The organism is Halomonas elongata DSM 2581, from assembly GCF_000196875.2.
GTDB lineage: Bacteria > Pseudomonadota > Gammaproteobacteria > Pseudomonadales > Halomonadaceae > Halomonas > Halomonas elongata.
Genome location: NC_014532.2, coordinates 244,099 through 261,080, shown reverse-complemented (window position 1 = coordinate 261,080; position 16,982 = coordinate 244,099). Strand labels below are relative to the sequence as shown.

Genomic DNA, 16,982 nt, shown 5'->3' with positions numbered 1-16,982 from the left:
AGTGCCGGGGACGTCGTCGATTAAGGAGGTGATCCAGCCGCAGGTTCCCCTACGGCTACCTTGTTACGACTTCACCCCAGTCATGAACCACACCGTGGTGATCGCCCTCCGAAGTTAGGCTAACCACTTCTGGTGCAGTCCACTCCCATGGTGTGACGGGCGGTGTGTACAAGGCCCGGGAACGTATTCACCGTGCCATTCTGATGCACGATTACTAGCGATTCCGACTTCACGGAGTCGAGTTGCAGACTCCGATCCGGACTGAGACCGGCTTTATGAGATTAGCTCCACGTCGCCGCTTTGCAACCCATTGTACCGGCCATTGTAGCACGTGTGTAGCCCTACCCGTAAGGGCCATGATGACTTGACGTCGTCCCCACCTTCCTCCGGTTTGTCACCGGCAGTCTCCCTAGAGTTCCCGACCGAATCGCTGGCAAATAGGGACAAGGGTTGCGCTCGTTACGGGACTTAACCCAACATTTCACAACACGAGCTGACGACAGCCATGCAGCACCTGTCTGTGCGCTCCCGAAGGCACCAATCCATCTCTGGAAAGTTCGCACGATGTCAAGGGTAGGTAAGGTTCTTCGCGTTGCATCGAATTAAACCACATGCTCCACCGCTTGTGCGGGCCCCCGTCAATTCATTTGAGTTTTAACCTTGCGGCCGTACTCCCCAGGCGGTCGACTTAGTGCGTTAACTGCGCCACAAAGGTCTCGAGGACCCCAACGGCTAGTCGACATCGTTTACGGCGTGGACTACCAGGGTATCTAATCCTGTTTGCTACCCACGCTTTCGTACCTCAGCGTCAGTGTCAGTCCAGAAGGCCGCCTTCGCCACTGGTATTCCTCCCGATCTCTACGCATTTCACCGCTACACCGGGAATTCTACCTTCCTCTCCTGCACTCTAGCCTAACAGTTCCGGATGCCGTTCCCAGGTTGAGCCCGGGGCTTTCACAACCGGCTTATCAAGCCGCCTACGCACGCTTTACGCCCAGTAATTCCGATTAACGCTCGCACCCTCCGTATTACCGCGGCTGCTGGCACGGAGTTAGCCGGTGCTTCTTCTGCGAGTGATGTCTCCCTTGCCGGGTATTAACCGACAAGCATTCTTCCTCGCTGAAAGTGCTTTACAACCCGAGGGCCTTCTTCACACACGCGGCATGGCTGGATCAGGGTTGCCCCCATTGTCCAATATTCCCCACTGCTGCCTCCCGTAGGAGTTCGGGCCGTGTCTCAGTCCCGATGTGGCTGATCATCCTCTCAGACCAGCTACGGATCGTCGCCTTGGTGAGCCGTTACCTCACCAACCAGCTAATCCGACATAAGCTCATCCGATAGCGCAAGGTCCGAAGAGCCCCTGCTTTCCCCCGTAGGGCGTATGCGGTATTAGCTTGAGTTTCCTCAAGTTATCCCCCACTACCGGGCAGATTCCTATGCATTACTCACCCGTCCGCCGCTCGACGCCTCCTAGCAAGCTAGGATCGTTTCCGCTCGACTTGCATGTGTTAGGCCTGCCGCCAGCGTTCAATCTGAGCCATGATCAAACTCTTCAGTTAAAAGTCTGATAGTTCCTTAGGCGGAACCAAACCTGGTTCAAGATTCAAACGTCTCGTTTGACGAGTCGCTTGTCTTGATTTTCGGTGACTGGTCACCGACATCCCGACAAGCGCCCACATGAATTACCTGATCGATTGTTAAAGAGCATCTCACGTTGCTGGCCCGTGGCGCAGCGCCTCGTGAGGAAGGCGTATTCTACCGATTCGGCGCCTGGCGTCAAGCTCGATCTTGCCGAGAGCGACACAAACCTCGTTGAGGCGACTCCGAACTGAACCCTCAGCGGGCTCGGTAGCGAGTGGCGAGCATTTTACCGAAATCGGCGTTCCTGTCAACCGGCGAATTTCGAAGCGATTCGAAAAACCCTAAGAAAAACAGGCGCTTCTGCCACCCTTCACCGCCTGCAACGTTGCCCGTCGCCGGCAGCGGATGCGTACTTTACGGATACAGCGCCGAGGACGCAAGCACTTTTTTGGCGACCCATTCAGGACATTCGTCAGGACGCAGCGCACCTTCCCCAGTGCAGCCGGCAGGCGTCCCGGCGAATCCAGAGAGCCTGCTCGCCAAACGACGCAAAAAAGTACGCTCAACTCTCGCTGCGACTCGAGCCCGCAACCAGCGAATCGATGCCAAGATCGGAGATGCTCCGCGCTCCGGTGAGCGTCATCGCGACTCGCATCTCCTTTTCGAACAGCTCGAGCAGATGGGCCACGCCTGCCTCCCCGGCAGTGGCGAGAGCATAGACGAAGGCCCGCCCCAGCAACACGGTATCGGCGCCCATGGCAATCATTCGCACGACATCCAGCCCACTACGCACACCGGAGTCGGCCAGGATGGCCAGGTCGTCCTTCACTGCGTCGGCGATGGCAGGCAGGGCCCGCGCGGTGGAGGGCACTCCATCGAGCTGACGGCCACCATGGTTGGAAACAACGATGCCATCCGCCCCGAAACGGACAGCATCACGGGCATCCTCGGGGTCGAGTATTCCCTTGATGATCATCGGCCCATCCCAGAACTCGCGAATCCACTCCAGGTCCTTCCAGGAGATGGAAGGATCGAAATTATCGCCGAGCCAGGCGATGTAATCCTCGAGCTCCGTCGGCTGACCGCGGTAATCCGATACATTACCAAGGTCATGCGGGCGGCCATGAACGCCCACGTCCCAGGCCCAGGACGGATGGGTCACGGCCTGAAGCATGCGCCGAATCGCTGCATGCCGGCCGCTCATCCCGGAATGGGCATCACGATAGCGTGCGCCCGGTACGGGCATGTCGACCGTGAAGACGAGCGTCTTTATACCAGCCTCCCTGGCTCGCTCCAGGACGTGCCGCATGAAACCTCTGTCCTTCAGCACATAGAGCTGAAACCAGAGAGGACGATCCACTGCAGAGGCCACCTCGTCGATGGGGCATACCGATACCGTGGACAAGGTGAATGGTATGCCCTTGCTGGCGGCGGCCCTGGCTGCCTGCACCTCACCTCGCCTGGCATACATTCCTGTCAGCCCCACGGGAGCCAGGGCAACGGGCATCGCCAGAGATTCGCCAAACAGCTCGGTTTCCAGCGACAGCGTGGACATATCCCTCAGCACACGCTGACGCAAGGCAATGTCGGCGAGATCCTCGACGTTGCGCCGCAGCGTATGCTCAGCATAGGCGCCCCCGTCGGCATAATGGAAGAGAAAGGGCGGAATACGACGCTTGGCGGCTTGGCGATAGTCCGTGGCAGCTGAAATGATCATGGCGGGCTCTGGGCAATGAATGGGCCAACGACGGCCTGAGGGACATCATGGCGATGACCGACCCCACGGTTACGCTGGCGACAAGATGGACAATTGGTAAAACCAATTTCAATCATTTTACCACTGCACGTTATGGCGCGGCGGCATAACTGTCAACTTCCCTCCCTTTGCTCTGCCCTCCCCCGCTCGGACTGCCTTGCGAGAGCAACTTTCCACCAGAAAGCCCCTAGGCTGCTATTGGTAATACCAATTTCACGGCGCTATCATGCTGCCCTGATGCTCGACTCCGCAGCGAAGGTCCCCGAGATGTCCTATCAACCCGTCCGCCAGCCCCGCCTCGCCGACGTCATCACCGAGCGACTCGAAGGCCTCATCCTCGAAGGTAGCCTGAAACCCGGCCAGCGACTGCCTCCGGAACGCGAACTCGCCGAACGCTTCGGCGTGTCACGCCCTTCCGTGCGCGAGGCGATCCAGAAACTCGCCGCTCGCGGGCTACTGGCCAGCCGCCAGGGCGGCGGCACCTTCATTACCGAAGCCCTCCATAATGGCTACGGCGATCCGCTGCTCGACATGCTGTCCCGTCACAGTGAATTCCATCTGGACCTGCTGGAGTTCCGCGATGCCATGGAGAGCCTCTCAGCGTACTACGCCGCCCTGCGCTCCACGCCCACGGACAGGGCAATGCTGCTCGAGCGCTTCGAGGAACTCGAGGCCTGCTTCGCCAAGCGCGACCCGGCTAGCGAGGCCAAGGCAGATGCCGCCTTCCACCTGGCCATCGCCGAGGCCGCCCATAACGTCATGCTGTTGCACACCATCCGAGGCATCTTCCACCAGCTCGAGCGCAGCATCGTCGACAACCTGGGCCATCTGCTCGACAAGCCCGATGCCCGGCAGCAATTGATGGCGCAGCACCGCGCCTTGCTGGATGCCATCCTCGAGGGGCGCGCCGAGGACGCCCGCACCCGTTCCCACGAGCACCTGGTATACGTGGAGGAAGGCTTGCTGGAAGTGGCCCGCGCCGAGACTCGAGCCCAGCGCTCACTGCGCCGGGCTCAGGCCATGCCGACGGCGCCGTCCTGACCCATGGTTGGCAGCCATCGCCTGACACGTCGCCAGCGCGCCTTGCGCGGCCTGTTCGCGGGCCTGGGGCTGGCAGGCCTCGCCCTGTGCATGTGGCAGACCGCCCAGGTCGCCCGGGAGCAGGCTCTGCAGGACCTGCGTCACGACGCTGAAAACGAGCTGCGGCTCTCGGCCGCCGGCCTGGTCGGCCACCTGTCGCGCCATGACTACCTGCCGGAGCTGCTGGCCTCGCGGGAAATGGTCAAGCGCTTTTTGTCCTCGCCGGACAGCCAGAACGCCATGCCGCTCAACCTGTTGTTGGACCGCTTCCGCGCTACCGCCGGGGTATCCGACATCTACCTTCTCGACCATCAGGCCAACACCCTGGCCGCCAGCAACTGGCACCGCCCCAACACCTTCATCGGCGAGAACTACCACTATCGGCGCTACTACCAGGAAGCCATCCAGGGGCGCCGTGGCCACTTCTATGGCCTGGGCGTCCAATCGATGACACGGGGCTACTACTTCTCGGCACCGGTCTGGCTGGACGAAACCGCGCCGAATGCCACCCCGGACGGCGTCATGGTACTCAAGGTCACACTCGATGCCGTGGAGCAGAGCTGGGCCGAACAGGATGCCGAGCTGCTGGTCACCGACCGCGACGGTATCGTCTTCATGGCCAGCCAGCCGGAACTGCGCCTGACCGCCATGACTCCGCTCAGCGACGACGAGCGCGAGGCACTGCACGACTCGCGGCGTTATGCCGACGAACCGCTCCCGCACGCCGGCATTCAAGAGCTCGAGCGGCGCGACTCACGCACCCGCCTGGTCGACTTTTCCTCCGGCCCACTCCAGGGCCAGCGCTATCTCAGCCTGACCCGCGCCATGCCTGACTTCGAGTGGGACATGCAGATCCTCAAGCCACTGACGCCGGTGGTGAATGCCCAGTGGATATCGGCCCTGCTGGCCGGAGGCTTCTATGGCCTGGTCGCGCTGGGCGGCGGCATCGGCTGGCAGCGCCTGCGGCTGCGCCGGGAGCGCGAACGCTTCGCCGAACGCGAACGCCGCACCCTGGCCCGGGTCCGCGACGAGCTCGAACGCAACGTGGCCAAGCGTACCCACGATCTGGTGACCACCAATCAGCGCCTATCCGACGAGATCGAGGAACGCCGCCGCGCCGAGGACAGCCTGCGCGAGACCCGCGACGAACTGGTACAGGCCGCCAAGCTCGCCGTGCTCGGCCAACTGGCCGCCGGCATCAACCATGAGCTCAACCAACCCCTGTCGGCGATACGCGCCTATGCCGAGAACGCCCGCGCCTTCATCGAGCGCGGACGTGCCGAGACCGCCGACGCCAATCTCGAGCAGATCATCGAACTCACCGAGCGCATGTCCGAGATCAGCGCCCAGCTACGGCAGTTCTCGCGCAAGAGCGGCGACACCCTCACCGCCGTCTCGGTGCCTTCCTGCTTCGACTATGCATTGCGGCTGTTCCAGGCGCGCCTCAACGAACTCGGCGTCACGGTGGAACGCCACTGGCAAGCAGAAGACATCTGGGTACGCGCCGATCCGGTGCGCCTCGAACAGGTCCTGGTCAACCTGATCGGCAATGCCCTCCAGGCCATGGCGGATACCGCCACCCCGCACCTGGTGCTGACCATCGACTCGACACCGGAACAGGTGCAGATTCGTGTGGCCGACAGCGGCCCCGGCATTGCCGAACCGCAGTTATCACGCGTCTTCGAACCCTTCTTCACCACCAAGTCCGCTGGCAGCGGCCTGGGGCTGGGCCTCTCCATCTCGGGTCGCATCATCGACGACCTGGGCGGCCGGATCGAGGCCGACAATGCCCCTGGCGGCGGCGCCATGTTCACCATTACCCTGCCACGCGCCCCCGGGCCGGAGGCCCGCCGAGCGACCGAGGAGCCATCGACTCATGCATGACAACGCGGATGTCCCGGTGATGATCATCGACGACGAGGCCCACCTGCGCATCACCGCGGGCCAGACGCTGGAACTTGCCGGCTACACGCCCCGTCCGTTCGAAAGTGCCGAGGCCGCCCTGGCAGAACTCGAGACCGATTTTGCCGGTGTCGTGGTCAGTGACATCCGCATGCCGGGCATGGACGGCATGGCCCTGCTGCGCGAGGTCCGCCGACGCGATCCGGACCTGCCGGTGATCCTGATCACCGGTCACGGCGACATTTCCACCGCCGTGGAAGCCATGCGCGAGGGCGCCTGGGACTTTCTGGAAAAGCCCTTCGCCGGCGAGCGCCTGGTCGAAATGGTACGGCGCGGCAGCGAAAAACGTCGTCTCAGCCTGGAAAACCGCGCCCTCAAGGCCGAACTGGAAGCGCAACAGTCGGCCCCCGGGCCCCGGCTCGTCGGCCGCACCCCGGTGATCCAGCGTCTGGCCGCCATGGTCCAGCGCATCAGCCGCGTCGAGGCCGACGTGCTGCTGTTCGGCGAGACCGGCACCGGCAAGGACCTGGTGGCCCGGGCGATCCACGAACGCAGCCCACGCGGCGGCCGCCCCTTCGTTGCCATCAACTGCGGAGCGGTGCCGGAGAGCACCATCGAGTCGGAGCTGTTCGGTCACGAGAAAGGCGCCTTTACCGGTGCTCTCGAGCGGCGCATCGGCAAGTTCGAACACGCCGGCGGCGGCACCGTCTTCCTCGACGAAATCGAGTCGATGCCGCTGGCCCTTCAGGTCAAGCTGCTGCGCGTCCTGCAGGAACGCACCATCGAACGCCTCGGCTCCAACCAGCCCGTGCCGCTGGACATCCGGGTCATCGCGGCCACCAAGATCGATCTCAAGGCCGCTGCCGAGGCCGGCGAATTCCGCGAGGACCTCTACTACCGGCTCAATGTGGTGACCCTGCCGATCCCGCCGCTACGCGAACGCCGCGAGGACATCCCGCTACTGTTCCAGCACTTCGCCGCCGTGGCCGCCAGCCGCAGCAGCATGGAGGCCCCGCCCCTCGACGCAGCGGGCATCTCGGCACTGCTCGCCCATGACTGGCCCGGCAACGCCCGGGAGCTGCGCAACCTCGCCGAGCGTTATGTGCTGCTCGGCGTGACGTGCGATTATCGTCTCGACATGCTGATGGAAGGCGTGGACAACAACGGTGCCGAGCTATCCCTGCCCGAACAGGTCGAACTCTTCGAGAAACAGCTGATCAGCCAGGCCCTGGCCCGTCATCACGGCCATGTCACCGACGTCTGCGAACACCTGGGACTGCCCCGCAAGACGCTCTACGACAAGCTGAAACGGCACAACCTGAAGGCCGAGCACTATCGCCACAGCGCCGATCCCTGAACCCACAGCTCGCCCAGTGCCGACCACGGCGGCAACCAGGGGATCGTGCCGCAAGCCAGCAGCAGCATCAGGACGGAATTGACCGGTTCGCGATAGTCGAACAGCTTGAAGGCACTGCCGAAGGAACGCTTGATGCGCGTCCCGGCCAGATCGACGCTGTACAGCTCATCGAGCAGCAGATGGATCAGGCATCCCAGCACCAGCGCCAGCCCCTCGACCCAGGCCAGCCAGGCCGGCTGCTCGAGCAACCGATAGCTCGCCGCGCTGGTCGCCAGCCCGCAAAGACCGGCCGCCAGCAACGAATGCCAGATGCCCCGGTGGACGGAAAAGCGCTTGAAGATCGGCGCCAGCACATAACGCACACCGATGTAGAGCCCACCGCAGGTCATCAACAGGGCGCCCGGCGCCAGCCAGGGACGCAACAGCAAGGCACCGGCGGCCACGGCCAGCACGGCGGCCACGCCGAAGATCAGGCGCACCGAATGAGAGTGATCGGAGTCGATATCCGGCAGGATGCCGCCGAAGGCGGTCAGCACCATCACCGGCAGCGTCTGCAGCGACGACCAAAGGTCCGCCTGCCAGCCGGCCAGGGCCAGCAGGCCGCCACCGCCCGCGGCAACACTGAGATGGGTTCGAAAATCGGCCATGCCGGGGCGCCTCGATAACTGGATAAACATCCATTATCGCCCAGAACCCTCATGCAGAACAATCGGTTAACGCGCCCCGGGAGCGATCGCCGCGCACGGCGTCGCCCTAGGGTCAGCCGGCGGCTTCCAGGTACTCATCCTTGAGCTTGACGTAGTTGCCGGCGGTATATGGGAAGAAGGCGCGTTCCTTCTCCTTGAGCGGCCGCAACGCCTTGGCGGGATTGCCGGCATAGACGTGGCCGCCGGCCAGGTGCTTGCCCGGCGGCACCACGGCGCCGGCGGCGATGATCACCTCATCCTCGACCACGGCACCATCCATGACGATGGCCCCCATGCCCACCAGGATGCGATCGCCCAGGGTGCAGCCATGCAGGATCGCCTTGTGGCCGATGGTCACCTCATTGCCGATGGTCAGCGGAAAGCCATCGGGATTGAAGTCGCTGGCGTGGGTGATATGCAGCACGCTGCCGTCCTGCACGCTGGTCCGCGCCCCGATGCGGATACGGTGCATGTCGCCACGGATCACCGCCATGGGCCACACCGAGCAGTCATCGCCCAGTTCCACATCGCCCAGCACCATGCACTGGGGATCGATGTAGACCCGCTCTCCCAGTTGCGGCGTGATGCCACGCCAGGCTCGCAGGGTCGTCGTCTCGCTCATCGGGTACCTCCCGTCGTCAGATCAAGCCGGACACCAATACTACCAGCGTCAGCGGAATCGACACCCAGCGCACGAGATTCCGCCAGACGCTGAACCCGAGCGGGCCGGCATCCAGGGCACGCGAAGCGACAGGCGCGGGCAGCACCCAGGCGGCGAAAATCGCGATCAGCAAGCCGCCCATCGGCAGGAAGATCTCCGGCGGAATGGTGCTGACCAGGGCGAAGGCATTCATGCCGAACAGGATCTGCACATCGGCCATGGTCGAAAAGGAGAGCACCGACAGCAGGCCCAGCGACCAGACCGTCAGGCCGACCACCGCCGCCGCCTTGCCCCGGCCGAGGCCCCAGCCTTGCAGGGTCGCGACCATGGGCTCGGCGAGATTGATCGACGAGGTCCAGGTCGCCAGCAGCAGCAGCAGGAAAAACAGCGACAGCCAGAAGGCGCCGAAAGGCAGTTCGGCGAAGGCCACCGGCAGGGTGACGAACATCAGTCCCGGTCCTTCGCCGGGATCCATGCCCTGGGAGAACACCACCGAAAAGATGGCGATACCGGCCAGCAGCGCCACCGTCACATCCAGCACCGCCACCGATGCCGCCGCTCGGGAAAGGCTCTGATGATCCGGCATGTAGGCGCCGTAGGCCATCAGCGCACAGGCACCCACCGCCAGGGTGAAGAAGGCGTGGCCCATGGCGTGCACCATCACCATCGGCGTCACCGCCGACAGGTCCGGCTTGAACAACCAGGACACCGCCTCCCCGAAACCACTGGTGGTCGCCGCATGGCCCGCCAGCACCAGCAGCAGCAGATACAGCAACGGCATCAGGAAGTTGTTGAGCCGCTCCAGCCCCTTGGTCACCCCCGCGGCGACCACCAGCATGGTCATCACCAGAAACAGGGTGTGGTTGAAGGCCATGAGTGCCGGGTCGGCGAGGAAGGCATCGAAACCGGCGCCGATTTCGGCGGCACTGCGTCCGACGAACTCGCCATTGACCGCCTCGACGAGAAACTCGATGGACCAGCCCGAGACCACCGAGTAGAACGACAGGATGCAGAACACCGTGAAGGCGCCGAACAGCCCCACCCAGCGCCAATGACCGCTGGCCCCCGCCTCGGAGGCCAGATGGCCGAGCGACTGCATCGGGCTGCGGCGCCCGGCCCGGCCGATCAGGATTTCGGCCATCATGACCGGAACCCCCAGCAGGATCACGAAGGCCACGTAGAGCAACAGGAAGACGGCCCCGCCGTTCTCGCCGGTAATGTAGGGAAACCGCCAGATGTTCCCCAGCCCGACGGCGGCCCCGGTCACCGCCAATATGAAAGCGCGGCGGCTACTCCAGCGCTCCAGGGTCTCGTTCATTGCCAATCTCCGGCCAGGGTGGAAAAGTCGCCAAGACTCAGCGCTGTCCGAAAAGCCGGCGAGCGAAGGTGAGAACAAGGCGAAAAGCTACAAGAACGCGGAGTTTACCAAGAGTAACGGCGCATTTTGAGTGGATTTTCAACGCCGAAGACCGAGCGCAGACGTTTCAGGACAATGCCTGACACATTGAAACCCGACACGGCCGCCCGCATCTAACAGGGCATTCCCATCATCAACCGAGGTGCGCATGTCCACGAACCCACTGCTCGACGCCCACTCGCTTCCCCCCTTCGCCGAGATCAAGCCCGAGCACGTGGTGCCGGCCATCGAGACCCTGCTGGCGGAGAACCGCGAGGCCATCGAGGCACTGGTCGCCCGGGCCGAGCGCGAAGCGCCCACCTGGGACACCCTGGCCGCGCCCCTGGAAGCCCTCAATGATCGCCTTTCCCGCGCCTGGTCGCCGGTGTCGCACCTCAACGGCACCATGAACAACCCGGCCCTGCGCGAGGCTTACGAGCAGAGCCTGGGCATGCTCTCCGACTACACCACCTGGCTTGGCCAGCACGAGGGCCTGTTCCGTGCCTGGCAAGCGCTCAAGGATGGACCGGCCTGGGCAGAGCTCGACGAGGGGCAATGCCGCACCGTGGACAATGCCCTGCGTGACTTCCGTCTGGCCGGTGTCGACCTGCCGGCCGACAAGAAGCAGCGCTACGGCGAGATCCAGGCTCGCCTGTCGAGCCTGGCCAACACCTTCTCCAACCAACTGCTCGACGCCACCCAGGCCTGGCATCTGGTGCTGAATGACGACAGCCGCCTGGCCGGCCTGCCGGAAAGCGCCCTGGCGACCCTGGCGGCCAACGCCGAGGCCAAGGGGCAGCAGGGCTATCGCATCACCCTGGATTTCCCCAGCTTCTTCCCGGTGATGACGCATGCCGACGACCGCGAGCTGCGCCGCGAGGTGTACACCGCCTTCGTCACCCGCGCTTCCGAGAAGGGGCCGAATGCCGGCGAATTCGACAACGCCCCCGTCATGGAGGAAATCCTCGCCTTGCGCCGCGAACTGGCCGAGCTGCTGGGTTTCGCGACCTATGCCGACTATTCGCTGGCCACCAAGATGGCCGATTCCCCGCAGGGTGTGATCGATTTCCTGAACGATCTCGCCGAGCGCGCCGTGCCCCAGGCACGGGAAGAATACGCCGAGCTGGCGGACTTCGCCCGCGAACAACTGGGCCTGCCCGAGCTGGCACCCTGGGACGTGGGTTATGTCAGCGAGAAACTGCGCGAGTCACGTTACGCCATCTCCGACGAGCAACTGCGCCCCTACTTCCCCGCGCCCCAGGTGGTCAACGGACTGTTCAAGGTCGTCGAAAAGCTTTACGGCGTGACCTTCGAGGAGGACACCGAAGCACCGCGCTACCACCCCGACGTGCGTTTCTTCCACATCATGGAAAAAGGCACGCCGATCGCGGGCTTCTATCTGGATCTCTATGCCCGTGAAGGCAAGCGGGGCGGGGCCTGGATGGACGAGTGCCGCATCCGCCGGGAAGAGGATGGCACACTGCAACTGCCGGTGGCCTACCTGACCTGCAACTTCACCCGCCCCGTGGGCGATGCGCCGGCCCTGCTGACCCATGACGAGGTCACCACCCTGTTCCATGAATTCGGCCATGGCCTGCATCACATGCTGACCCGCCAGACCATCGCCGATATCTCCGGCATCAACGGCGTGGCCTGGGATGCCGTCGAGCTGCCCAGCCAGTTCATGGAGAACTACTGCTGGGAGCGCGAAGGCCTGGACCTGATCGCCGGCCACGTGGAGACCGGGGAGCCGCTGCCCGACGAGCTGTTCGACAAGCTGCTGGCGGCCAAGAACTTCCAGTCCGCCATGGGCATGGTGCGCCAGCTGGAATTCTCCCTGTTCGACTTCCGCCTGCACCTCGAGGCCAGCGCGCCCAGCGCCGCCGACATCCAGGCACTGCTCGACGAGGTTCGCAACAGCGTCTCGGTGGTGCCGCGCGTCGACTTCAACCGCTTCCAGAATGGCTTCGGCCACATCTTCGCCGGCGGTTACGCGGCGGGCTACTACAGTTACAAGTGGGCCGAAGTGCTGTCCGCCGACGCCTGGAGCGCCTTCGAGGAAGCCGGCATCTTCGACCCGGAGACCGGGCGGCGTTTCCGCACCGAGATTCTCGAGCGTGGTGGCTCGCGGGACGCCGCCGAGCTGTTCCGCGCCTTCCGGGGCCGCGAGCCGAGCGTCGAACCTCTGTTGCGCCACAGCGGCATCCGCGCCGCCTGAGTTTCGCTCCACCGTATCATCGCGCCGGGACGTCCCGGCGCCGCGTCACCAGGAGGCCTCATGGCCACTCAGAAACGCTTCATCGCCGGCGCCATCTGCCCCCGCTGCGCCGAGATGGACCGCATCCGCAGCTGGGAGCAGAACGGCATACGCTATCGCGAGTGCGTCAGCTGCGACTTCTTCGAACAACTGCCCATCGAGGAGGAAACCCCTCCCGAGCTCGAGACCCGGATCAGCCAGTCCCGTGAGGAGCCGACATCGCAGTCCGATGACCTGCAGACCGTGCGGATCCTCGATCCCGGTCAACGGCACTAGCGATGCTCGCTGCTTGCTTATAGCTCCCTGATCCAGATGTTGCGAAAGCTGACGGCGGCGTCGTGATCCTGCAGATAGAGCGGAGCACAGCCGTGCGCCTCGTCGTATGAGGGCGCCCCGATCCATTCGGTGGTGCCCTGGATCTCCACGTGGTTCTGGACCAGCACGCCGTTGTGCAACACCGTCACGTAGGCGGGAGACTCGAGTTCTCCCGCATCATCGAAACGTGGCGCAGTATAGATGACGTCGTAACTCTGCCATTCACCGGGAGGACGCGAAGCATTCACCAGGGGGATGTGCTGCTTGTAGATCGACGCCGCCTGGCCGTTCGGGTATGTCTCGTTCTCGTACGAATCGAGCACTTGTATCTCGTAGCGTTCCTGCAGGAAGACGCCGCTATTGCCTCTGTCCTGGCCGTCCATGCCGGCGATGTCCTCGGGAGTTCGCCACTCGAGATGCAACTGCACGTCGCAGAAGTCCTCCCGGGTACGAATTCCCCCTGATCCCGGCTTCACCGTCATGGCACGGTTCTCGACCCGCCACTGCGCCGCCCCGCCATCCTCGGCTTCCCAGGCATCGAGATTCGTACCATCGAACAGCACGGTCGCATCCGAGGGCACTCCGCCCGCTGGCGCCTGCACCGGCTCGGGTACCGGCTCCCAGACTTCCGTCTTCTCGGCTTGCTGCCAGGGCTCGAGTTCCTGGCCACCGTCGTCAGCCGCGACACAGGCTGCGGAAACCAAGCTGCCGCAGGCGATCAGCATCAAGCCGCGCGGCGCAAAGGGGCGTAGATATTCCATCATGCTATCGTTCCTCCTGAAAGTTGAAGCCATTGCCTTGAAGCATGACGATCAGGTCGTTGCCCAGGCGGGCTGCCCCGGCTCGTAAGGCGCGCAACCGTCATAACGCCCCGGAACGGCGACAAAGCGCAGCACTTCCTTGGCCCCGACTTCCGACGTGAAAAAGCCGAACAGGGTCAATTGCTTGATCATGGTGAAATAGTGAGGAGTGTCATCGGCGGCTACCTGGGCCTTGGCTTCCTCGTCGAGCCGGCTGACCAGTGTCTCGCGCTGGCTGCCATCCAGGCTCAGGAAATCTCGGTCATACTCCGCACGACTGAGGGCATCGAGCTTCGCCAGGCCATCATGGAAGATCTCCTGTTCCTGCGGGGTATAGCAGTCGGTGACGAATACGGTCATGAATTCGCCGACCCTGGCGTCCTTGGCGCCTGGCGTATCGGTCCGTGGCAGGATGGTTTCCGCGATCTCGTCCAGAAGCCGGGTATCCCGGGCCTCGAACCTCCCCTTCCCTTTGGCGTCGGCACTATAGGCGAACAGGGCATTGCCACCGATCATGGCCGTTCCGGTCACGACGGTGATCATCTTCAGCAGTTCACGGCGGTTCATCACAGGTTCCCCTTCTTCAACTCACTGACCGCGTGGTCGACCGCACGGGCGGTCAGGGCCATGTAGGTCAAGGATGGATTGACGCAGGATGCCGAGGTCATGCAGGCGCCGTCCGTCACGAAGACGTTCGGAGCATCCCATACCTGGTTGTGGCGGTTGAGAACCGATGTTGCCGGGTCGCGCCCCATGCGCGCCGTGCCCATTTCATGAATGCCCATGCCCGGTGCGTAATCGTCTTCCTCTCCCTGGACATTCTTCACGCCGGCGGCTTCCAGCAGGTCAACCGCGTCCTGGACCATGTCCTTGCGCATGTCCCGCTCGTTCTGCTTGATCTCCACATTCATGGCGAGGACCGGCAAGCCCCATTTATCGGTAATGCTGCGATCGAGAGAAATGCGGTTCTCGTGGTAGGGCAACATTTCGCCGAAACCGGTCATGCCGATCGTCCAGCCACCGGGTTGGCTGAGTGTCTGCTTCAGGTCCGCCCCGATGTTGAGTTCCGCGATCTCTCGATCCCAGCGCTGCCGACTGGCCGAGCCCTGGTAGCCGAAGCCACGCAGATACTGGCGACTATCCTCCCCGACATTGCGGAAACGCGGGATATAGAAGCCCGCCGGCCGGCGTCCGAAGTAGTACTTGTCCTCGTAACCTTCCACATCGCCGCTGGCACCGCAGCGGAAGTGGTGATCCATCACGTTGTGCCCCAACTCACCGCTGCTGCTGCCCAAGCCGTCTGGCCAGACATCCGTGGCGGAATTCATCAGGATCCAGGTGGAATTGAACGTGGAGGCGTTGAGGAAGATCACGTCGGCAGTGTATTCGTAGGTCTGATTGTTCTCGGCATCGATGACCTCCACGCCCCGCGCACGCTTCTTGTCCTTGTCGTAAAGCACCTGGGTAACGATGGAGAAGGGACGCAATGTCAGATTGCCGGTATTCATGGCGACCGGCAGCGTGGATGACTGCGTGCTGAAATACGCACCATAGGGGCATCCTAGCCAGCACTTGTTGCGGTATTGGCAGTTCACCCGGTTCTGTTCGGGTTTTGGCTGCGTGATATTGGCGACCCGACTGTGAATGAGGTGTCGAGTGCCGCCGAAGGCCTTCTCGATACGCTTGGCGACGTCTTCTTCGACGCAATTGAGCTCGATGGGAGGAAGAAACTGTCCATCGGGCAGGACATCCAGCCCCTGGCGGCTGCCCGCTATGCCGGCAAAGCGCTCGACATAGTCGTACCAGGGGGCCATATCCTCGTACCGAATGGGCCAGTCGATGGCGACACCTTCACGCAGATTGGCCTCGAAATCCATGGGAGACCAGCGGTAGCTCTGGCGCCCCCACAACAGCGACCGACCGCCCACATGATATCCACGAAACCAATCGAAGCGCTTTTCTTCGATATAGGGATTGTCCTGCTCATCGGCCCACATCCCCATGGTCGACTCGTTCAATGGGTAATCACGCTTGAGAACAGGAAATTTTTCTTTCATCTCCTGTGTCGGCTGATCCCTGTGGGGATAATCCCACGCTTCCTTGTCCGCATTCTTGTAGTCTTTTATATGTTCAATGTTGCGACCACGCTCGAGAAGTAGAACCTTCAACCCTTTCTCGGTCAGTTCTTTCGCGGCCCAGCCACCACTGATGCCCGAACCCACCACGATTGCGTCATAATGCCTTTCCGTCACGGCTATACTCCTTTATTCTTGAACTGGAGACTTGCATCAAACATCGCATGTCTTGATCGCGGACTCTAGCGACCGCTTTTTATCTTCCTTGCTTTCCCTGTCCGGCATGAACTCTTGTGCCACATACCCCTCAAACCCCGTTTCCTTGATGGCCCGCATGATCGCTGGATAGTAAAGCTCCTGGCTTTCATCGAGTTCATGCCGCCCCGGAACACCGGCAGTATGATAGTGACCGAAGTACTGATGGTTCTCACGGATGGTGCGAATGACGTCACCCTCACTGATCTGCATATGATAAATATCGTACAAGAGCTTGAAATTCGGAGAATCCAGCCGCTTGCACAACTCTATTCCCCAGGCTGAGTTATCACACAGGTAATCCGGGTGATCGATCTTGCTGTTCAAGAGCTCCATATGCAGCGTGACGCCCCGCTTTTCTGCTTTCTCCAGTATTTTCTTTAGCCCCTCCTCGGCATTGGCGAGCCCATCCTCCGGACTCATGCCTCTAGCATTACCACTGAAGCAGATAAGATTCTTGTAGCCAGCGTCACTTACCAGGTCGATATGCCGGCGGTAACTATCCACCAGGGCGGAGTGAAAACTCTTGTCACTCCAGCCATCTTCCAGGTTGGGCTCCGCCCCATTGCACATTGAGGAGTCGATACCATGACGCTTGAGAATGTGCCATTGATCCGGACCCACAAGATCAATGGCGGAAAAGCCTATCCGCCGGACAAGCTGGCAAAGCTCTTCCAGAGAGAGAAAATCGAATGTCCAACGCGCTACGGAGTGATGGATGTTGCCCTTCAACGCCGAGTCTTTCGGCATCTTGTCGGCAAGCGCCCCCGGGCCAAGGGAGCCCAGTGCCAACACGCCAAGAGTGCCGGTCGCGGTATTGCACAAGAAACGACGCCTGCTGAGAGGATGTCTCACCATGTG

The 16,982-nt window shown here is 62.5% G+C and carries 13 protein-coding genes and 1 rRNA gene; 5 read left to right on the top strand and 9 right to left on the bottom strand.

Annotation, left to right across the window (positions count from 1 at the left end; genetic code table 11):
• Positions 1 to 21: 21 nt before the first annotated feature.
• Positions 22 to 1,559, bottom strand: a 16S ribosomal RNA gene (locus tag HELO_RS01125).
• 584 nt (positions 1,560 to 2,143) lie between these two features.
• The gene (lldD, locus tag HELO_RS01120) at positions 2,144 to 3,298 is read right to left on the bottom strand and encodes an FMN-dependent L-lactate dehydrogenase LldD (protein ID WP_013330977.1); all 1,155 of its coding nucleotides are present in this window, start codon (positions 3,296 to 3,298) and stop codon (positions 2,144 to 2,146) included.
• 306 nt (positions 3,299 to 3,604) lie between these two features.
• Here lldD and HELO_RS01115 point away from each other — a divergent pair, with 306 nt between their 5' ends.
• From HELO_RS01115 to HELO_RS01105, 3 genes are read left to right on the top strand one after another with little or no spacing between them, the layout of a single operon-like run.
• Positions 3,605 to 4,378 (top strand): FCD domain-containing protein, encoded by a 774-nt coding sequence (locus tag HELO_RS01115; protein WP_013330976.1) that lies wholly within the window; start codon positions 3,605 to 3,607, stop codon positions 4,376 to 4,378.
• Between the two features lie 3 nt (positions 4,379 to 4,381).
• Positions 4,382 to 6,301: a sensor histidine kinase gene (locus tag HELO_RS01110; protein ID WP_013330975.1), complete on the top strand. Its 1,920-nt coding sequence runs from the start codon at positions 4,382 to 4,384 to the stop codon at positions 6,299 to 6,301.
• Positions 6,294 to 7,676, top strand: coding sequence for a sigma-54-dependent transcriptional regulator (locus HELO_RS01105; protein ID WP_041601834.1), 1,383 nt, complete (start codon positions 6,294 to 6,296; stop codon positions 7,674 to 7,676). The genes HELO_RS01110 and HELO_RS01105 overlap by 8 nt, the downstream gene beginning before the upstream one ends.
• Here HELO_RS01105 and HELO_RS01100 read toward each other — a convergent pair.
• The 3 genes from HELO_RS01100 to HELO_RS01090 all read right to left on the bottom strand — a co-directional run bounded on the left by HELO_RS01100 (position 7,652) and on the right by HELO_RS01090 (position 10,341).
• Entirely contained in the window at positions 7,652 to 8,323 is a 672-nt protein-coding gene (locus HELO_RS01100; protein ID WP_013330973.1) for a metal-dependent hydrolase, read from the bottom strand. The two genes, HELO_RS01105 and HELO_RS01100, sit on opposite strands and share 25 nt — an antisense overlap.
• A 112-nt stretch (positions 8,324 to 8,435) precedes the next feature.
• On the bottom strand, positions 8,436 to 8,984 hold the full coding sequence (locus HELO_RS01095; protein WP_013330972.1) for a gamma carbonic anhydrase family protein: 549 nt from the start codon (positions 8,982 to 8,984) through the stop codon (positions 8,436 to 8,438).
• A 16-nt stretch (positions 8,985 to 9,000) separates the two neighbouring features.
• The gene (locus HELO_RS01090; protein ID WP_013330971.1) at positions 9,001 to 10,341 is read right to left on the bottom strand and encodes a sodium-dependent transporter; all 1,341 of its coding nucleotides are present in this window, start codon (positions 10,339 to 10,341) and stop codon (positions 9,001 to 9,003) included.
• Between the two features lie 247 nt (positions 10,342 to 10,588).
• Between HELO_RS01090 and prlC the strand changes: the two genes are divergently transcribed.
• Together prlC and HELO_RS01080 are read left to right on the top strand one after the other, a co-directional pair.
• Entirely contained in the window at positions 10,589 to 12,637 is a 2,049-nt protein-coding gene (gene prlC / locus HELO_RS01085; RefSeq protein WP_013330970.1) for an oligopeptidase A, read from the top strand.
• 60 nt (positions 12,638 to 12,697) lie between these two features.
• Positions 12,698 to 12,952 (top strand): YheV family putative zinc ribbon protein, encoded by a 255-nt coding sequence (locus tag HELO_RS01080; RefSeq protein WP_013330969.1) that lies wholly within the window; start codon positions 12,698 to 12,700, stop codon positions 12,950 to 12,952.
• Between the two features lie 17 nt (positions 12,953 to 12,969).
• Here the strand turns inward: HELO_RS01080 and HELO_RS01075 are convergent, their stop codons facing one another.
• Genes HELO_RS01075 through HELO_RS01060 form a run of 4 tightly spaced genes read right to left on the bottom strand, consistent with a single transcriptional unit; the run spans position 12,970 to position 16,979 of the window.
• Complete coding sequence (locus HELO_RS01075; protein WP_013330968.1) at positions 12,970 to 13,755, bottom strand: 3-keto-disaccharide hydrolase; 786 nt, start codon at positions 13,753 to 13,755, stop codon at positions 12,970 to 12,972.
• Positions 13,756 to 13,803: 48 nt separating this feature from the next.
• Positions 13,804 to 14,358 (bottom strand): gluconate 2-dehydrogenase subunit 3 family protein, encoded by a 555-nt coding sequence (locus HELO_RS01070; protein WP_013330967.1) that lies wholly within the window; start codon positions 14,356 to 14,358, stop codon positions 13,804 to 13,806.
• The gene (locus HELO_RS01065) at positions 14,358 to 16,043 is read right to left on the bottom strand and encodes a GMC oxidoreductase (RefSeq protein ID WP_013330966.1); all 1,686 of its coding nucleotides are present in this window, start codon (positions 16,041 to 16,043) and stop codon (positions 14,358 to 14,360) included. The genes HELO_RS01070 and HELO_RS01065 overlap by 1 nt, the downstream gene beginning before the upstream one ends.
• 36 nt (positions 16,044 to 16,079) lie before the next feature.
• A complete protein-coding gene (locus HELO_RS01060) occupies positions 16,080 to 16,979 on the bottom strand; it encodes a hydroxypyruvate isomerase family protein (RefSeq protein ID WP_013330965.1) in 900 nt (299 codons plus the stop codon).
• Positions 16,980 to 16,982 lie beyond the last annotated feature (3 nt).

Coding starts and splice junctions, on each gene's coding strand:
- lldD (WP_013330977.1), bottom strand. CDS start 3,298: ATGATCATTTCAGCTGCCACGGACTATCGCCAAGCCGCCAAGCGTCGT.
- HELO_RS01115 (WP_013330976.1), top strand. CDS start 3,605: ATGTCCTATCAACCCGTCCGCCAGCCCCGCCTCGCCGACGTCATCACC.
- HELO_RS01110 (WP_013330975.1), top strand. CDS start 4,382: ATGGTTGGCAGCCATCGCCTGACACGTCGCCAGCGCGCCTTGCGCGGC.
- HELO_RS01105 (WP_041601834.1), top strand. CDS start 6,294: ATGCATGACAACGCGGATGTCCCGGTGATGATCATCGACGACGAGGCC.
- HELO_RS01100 (WP_013330973.1), bottom strand. CDS start 8,323: ATGGCCGATTTTCGAACCCATCTCAGTGTTGCCGCGGGCGGTGGCGGC.
- HELO_RS01095 (WP_013330972.1), bottom strand. CDS start 8,984: ATGAGCGAGACGACGACCCTGCGAGCCTGGCGTGGCATCACGCCGCAA.
- HELO_RS01090 (WP_013330971.1), bottom strand. CDS start 10,341: ATGAACGAGACCCTGGAGCGCTGGAGTAGCCGCCGCGCTTTCATATTG.
- prlC (WP_013330970.1), top strand. CDS start 10,589: ATGTCCACGAACCCACTGCTCGACGCCCACTCGCTTCCCCCCTTCGCC.
- HELO_RS01080 (WP_013330969.1), top strand. CDS start 12,698: ATGGCCACTCAGAAACGCTTCATCGCCGGCGCCATCTGCCCCCGCTGC.
- HELO_RS01075 (WP_013330968.1), bottom strand. CDS start 13,755: ATGATGGAATATCTACGCCCCTTTGCGCCGCGCGGCTTGATGCTGATC.
- HELO_RS01070 (WP_013330967.1), bottom strand. CDS start 14,358: ATGAACCGCCGTGAACTGCTGAAGATGATCACCGTCGTGACCGGAACG.
- HELO_RS01060 (WP_013330965.1), bottom strand. CDS start 16,979: ATGGTGAGACATCCTCTCAGCAGGCGTCGTTTCTTGTGCAATACCGCG.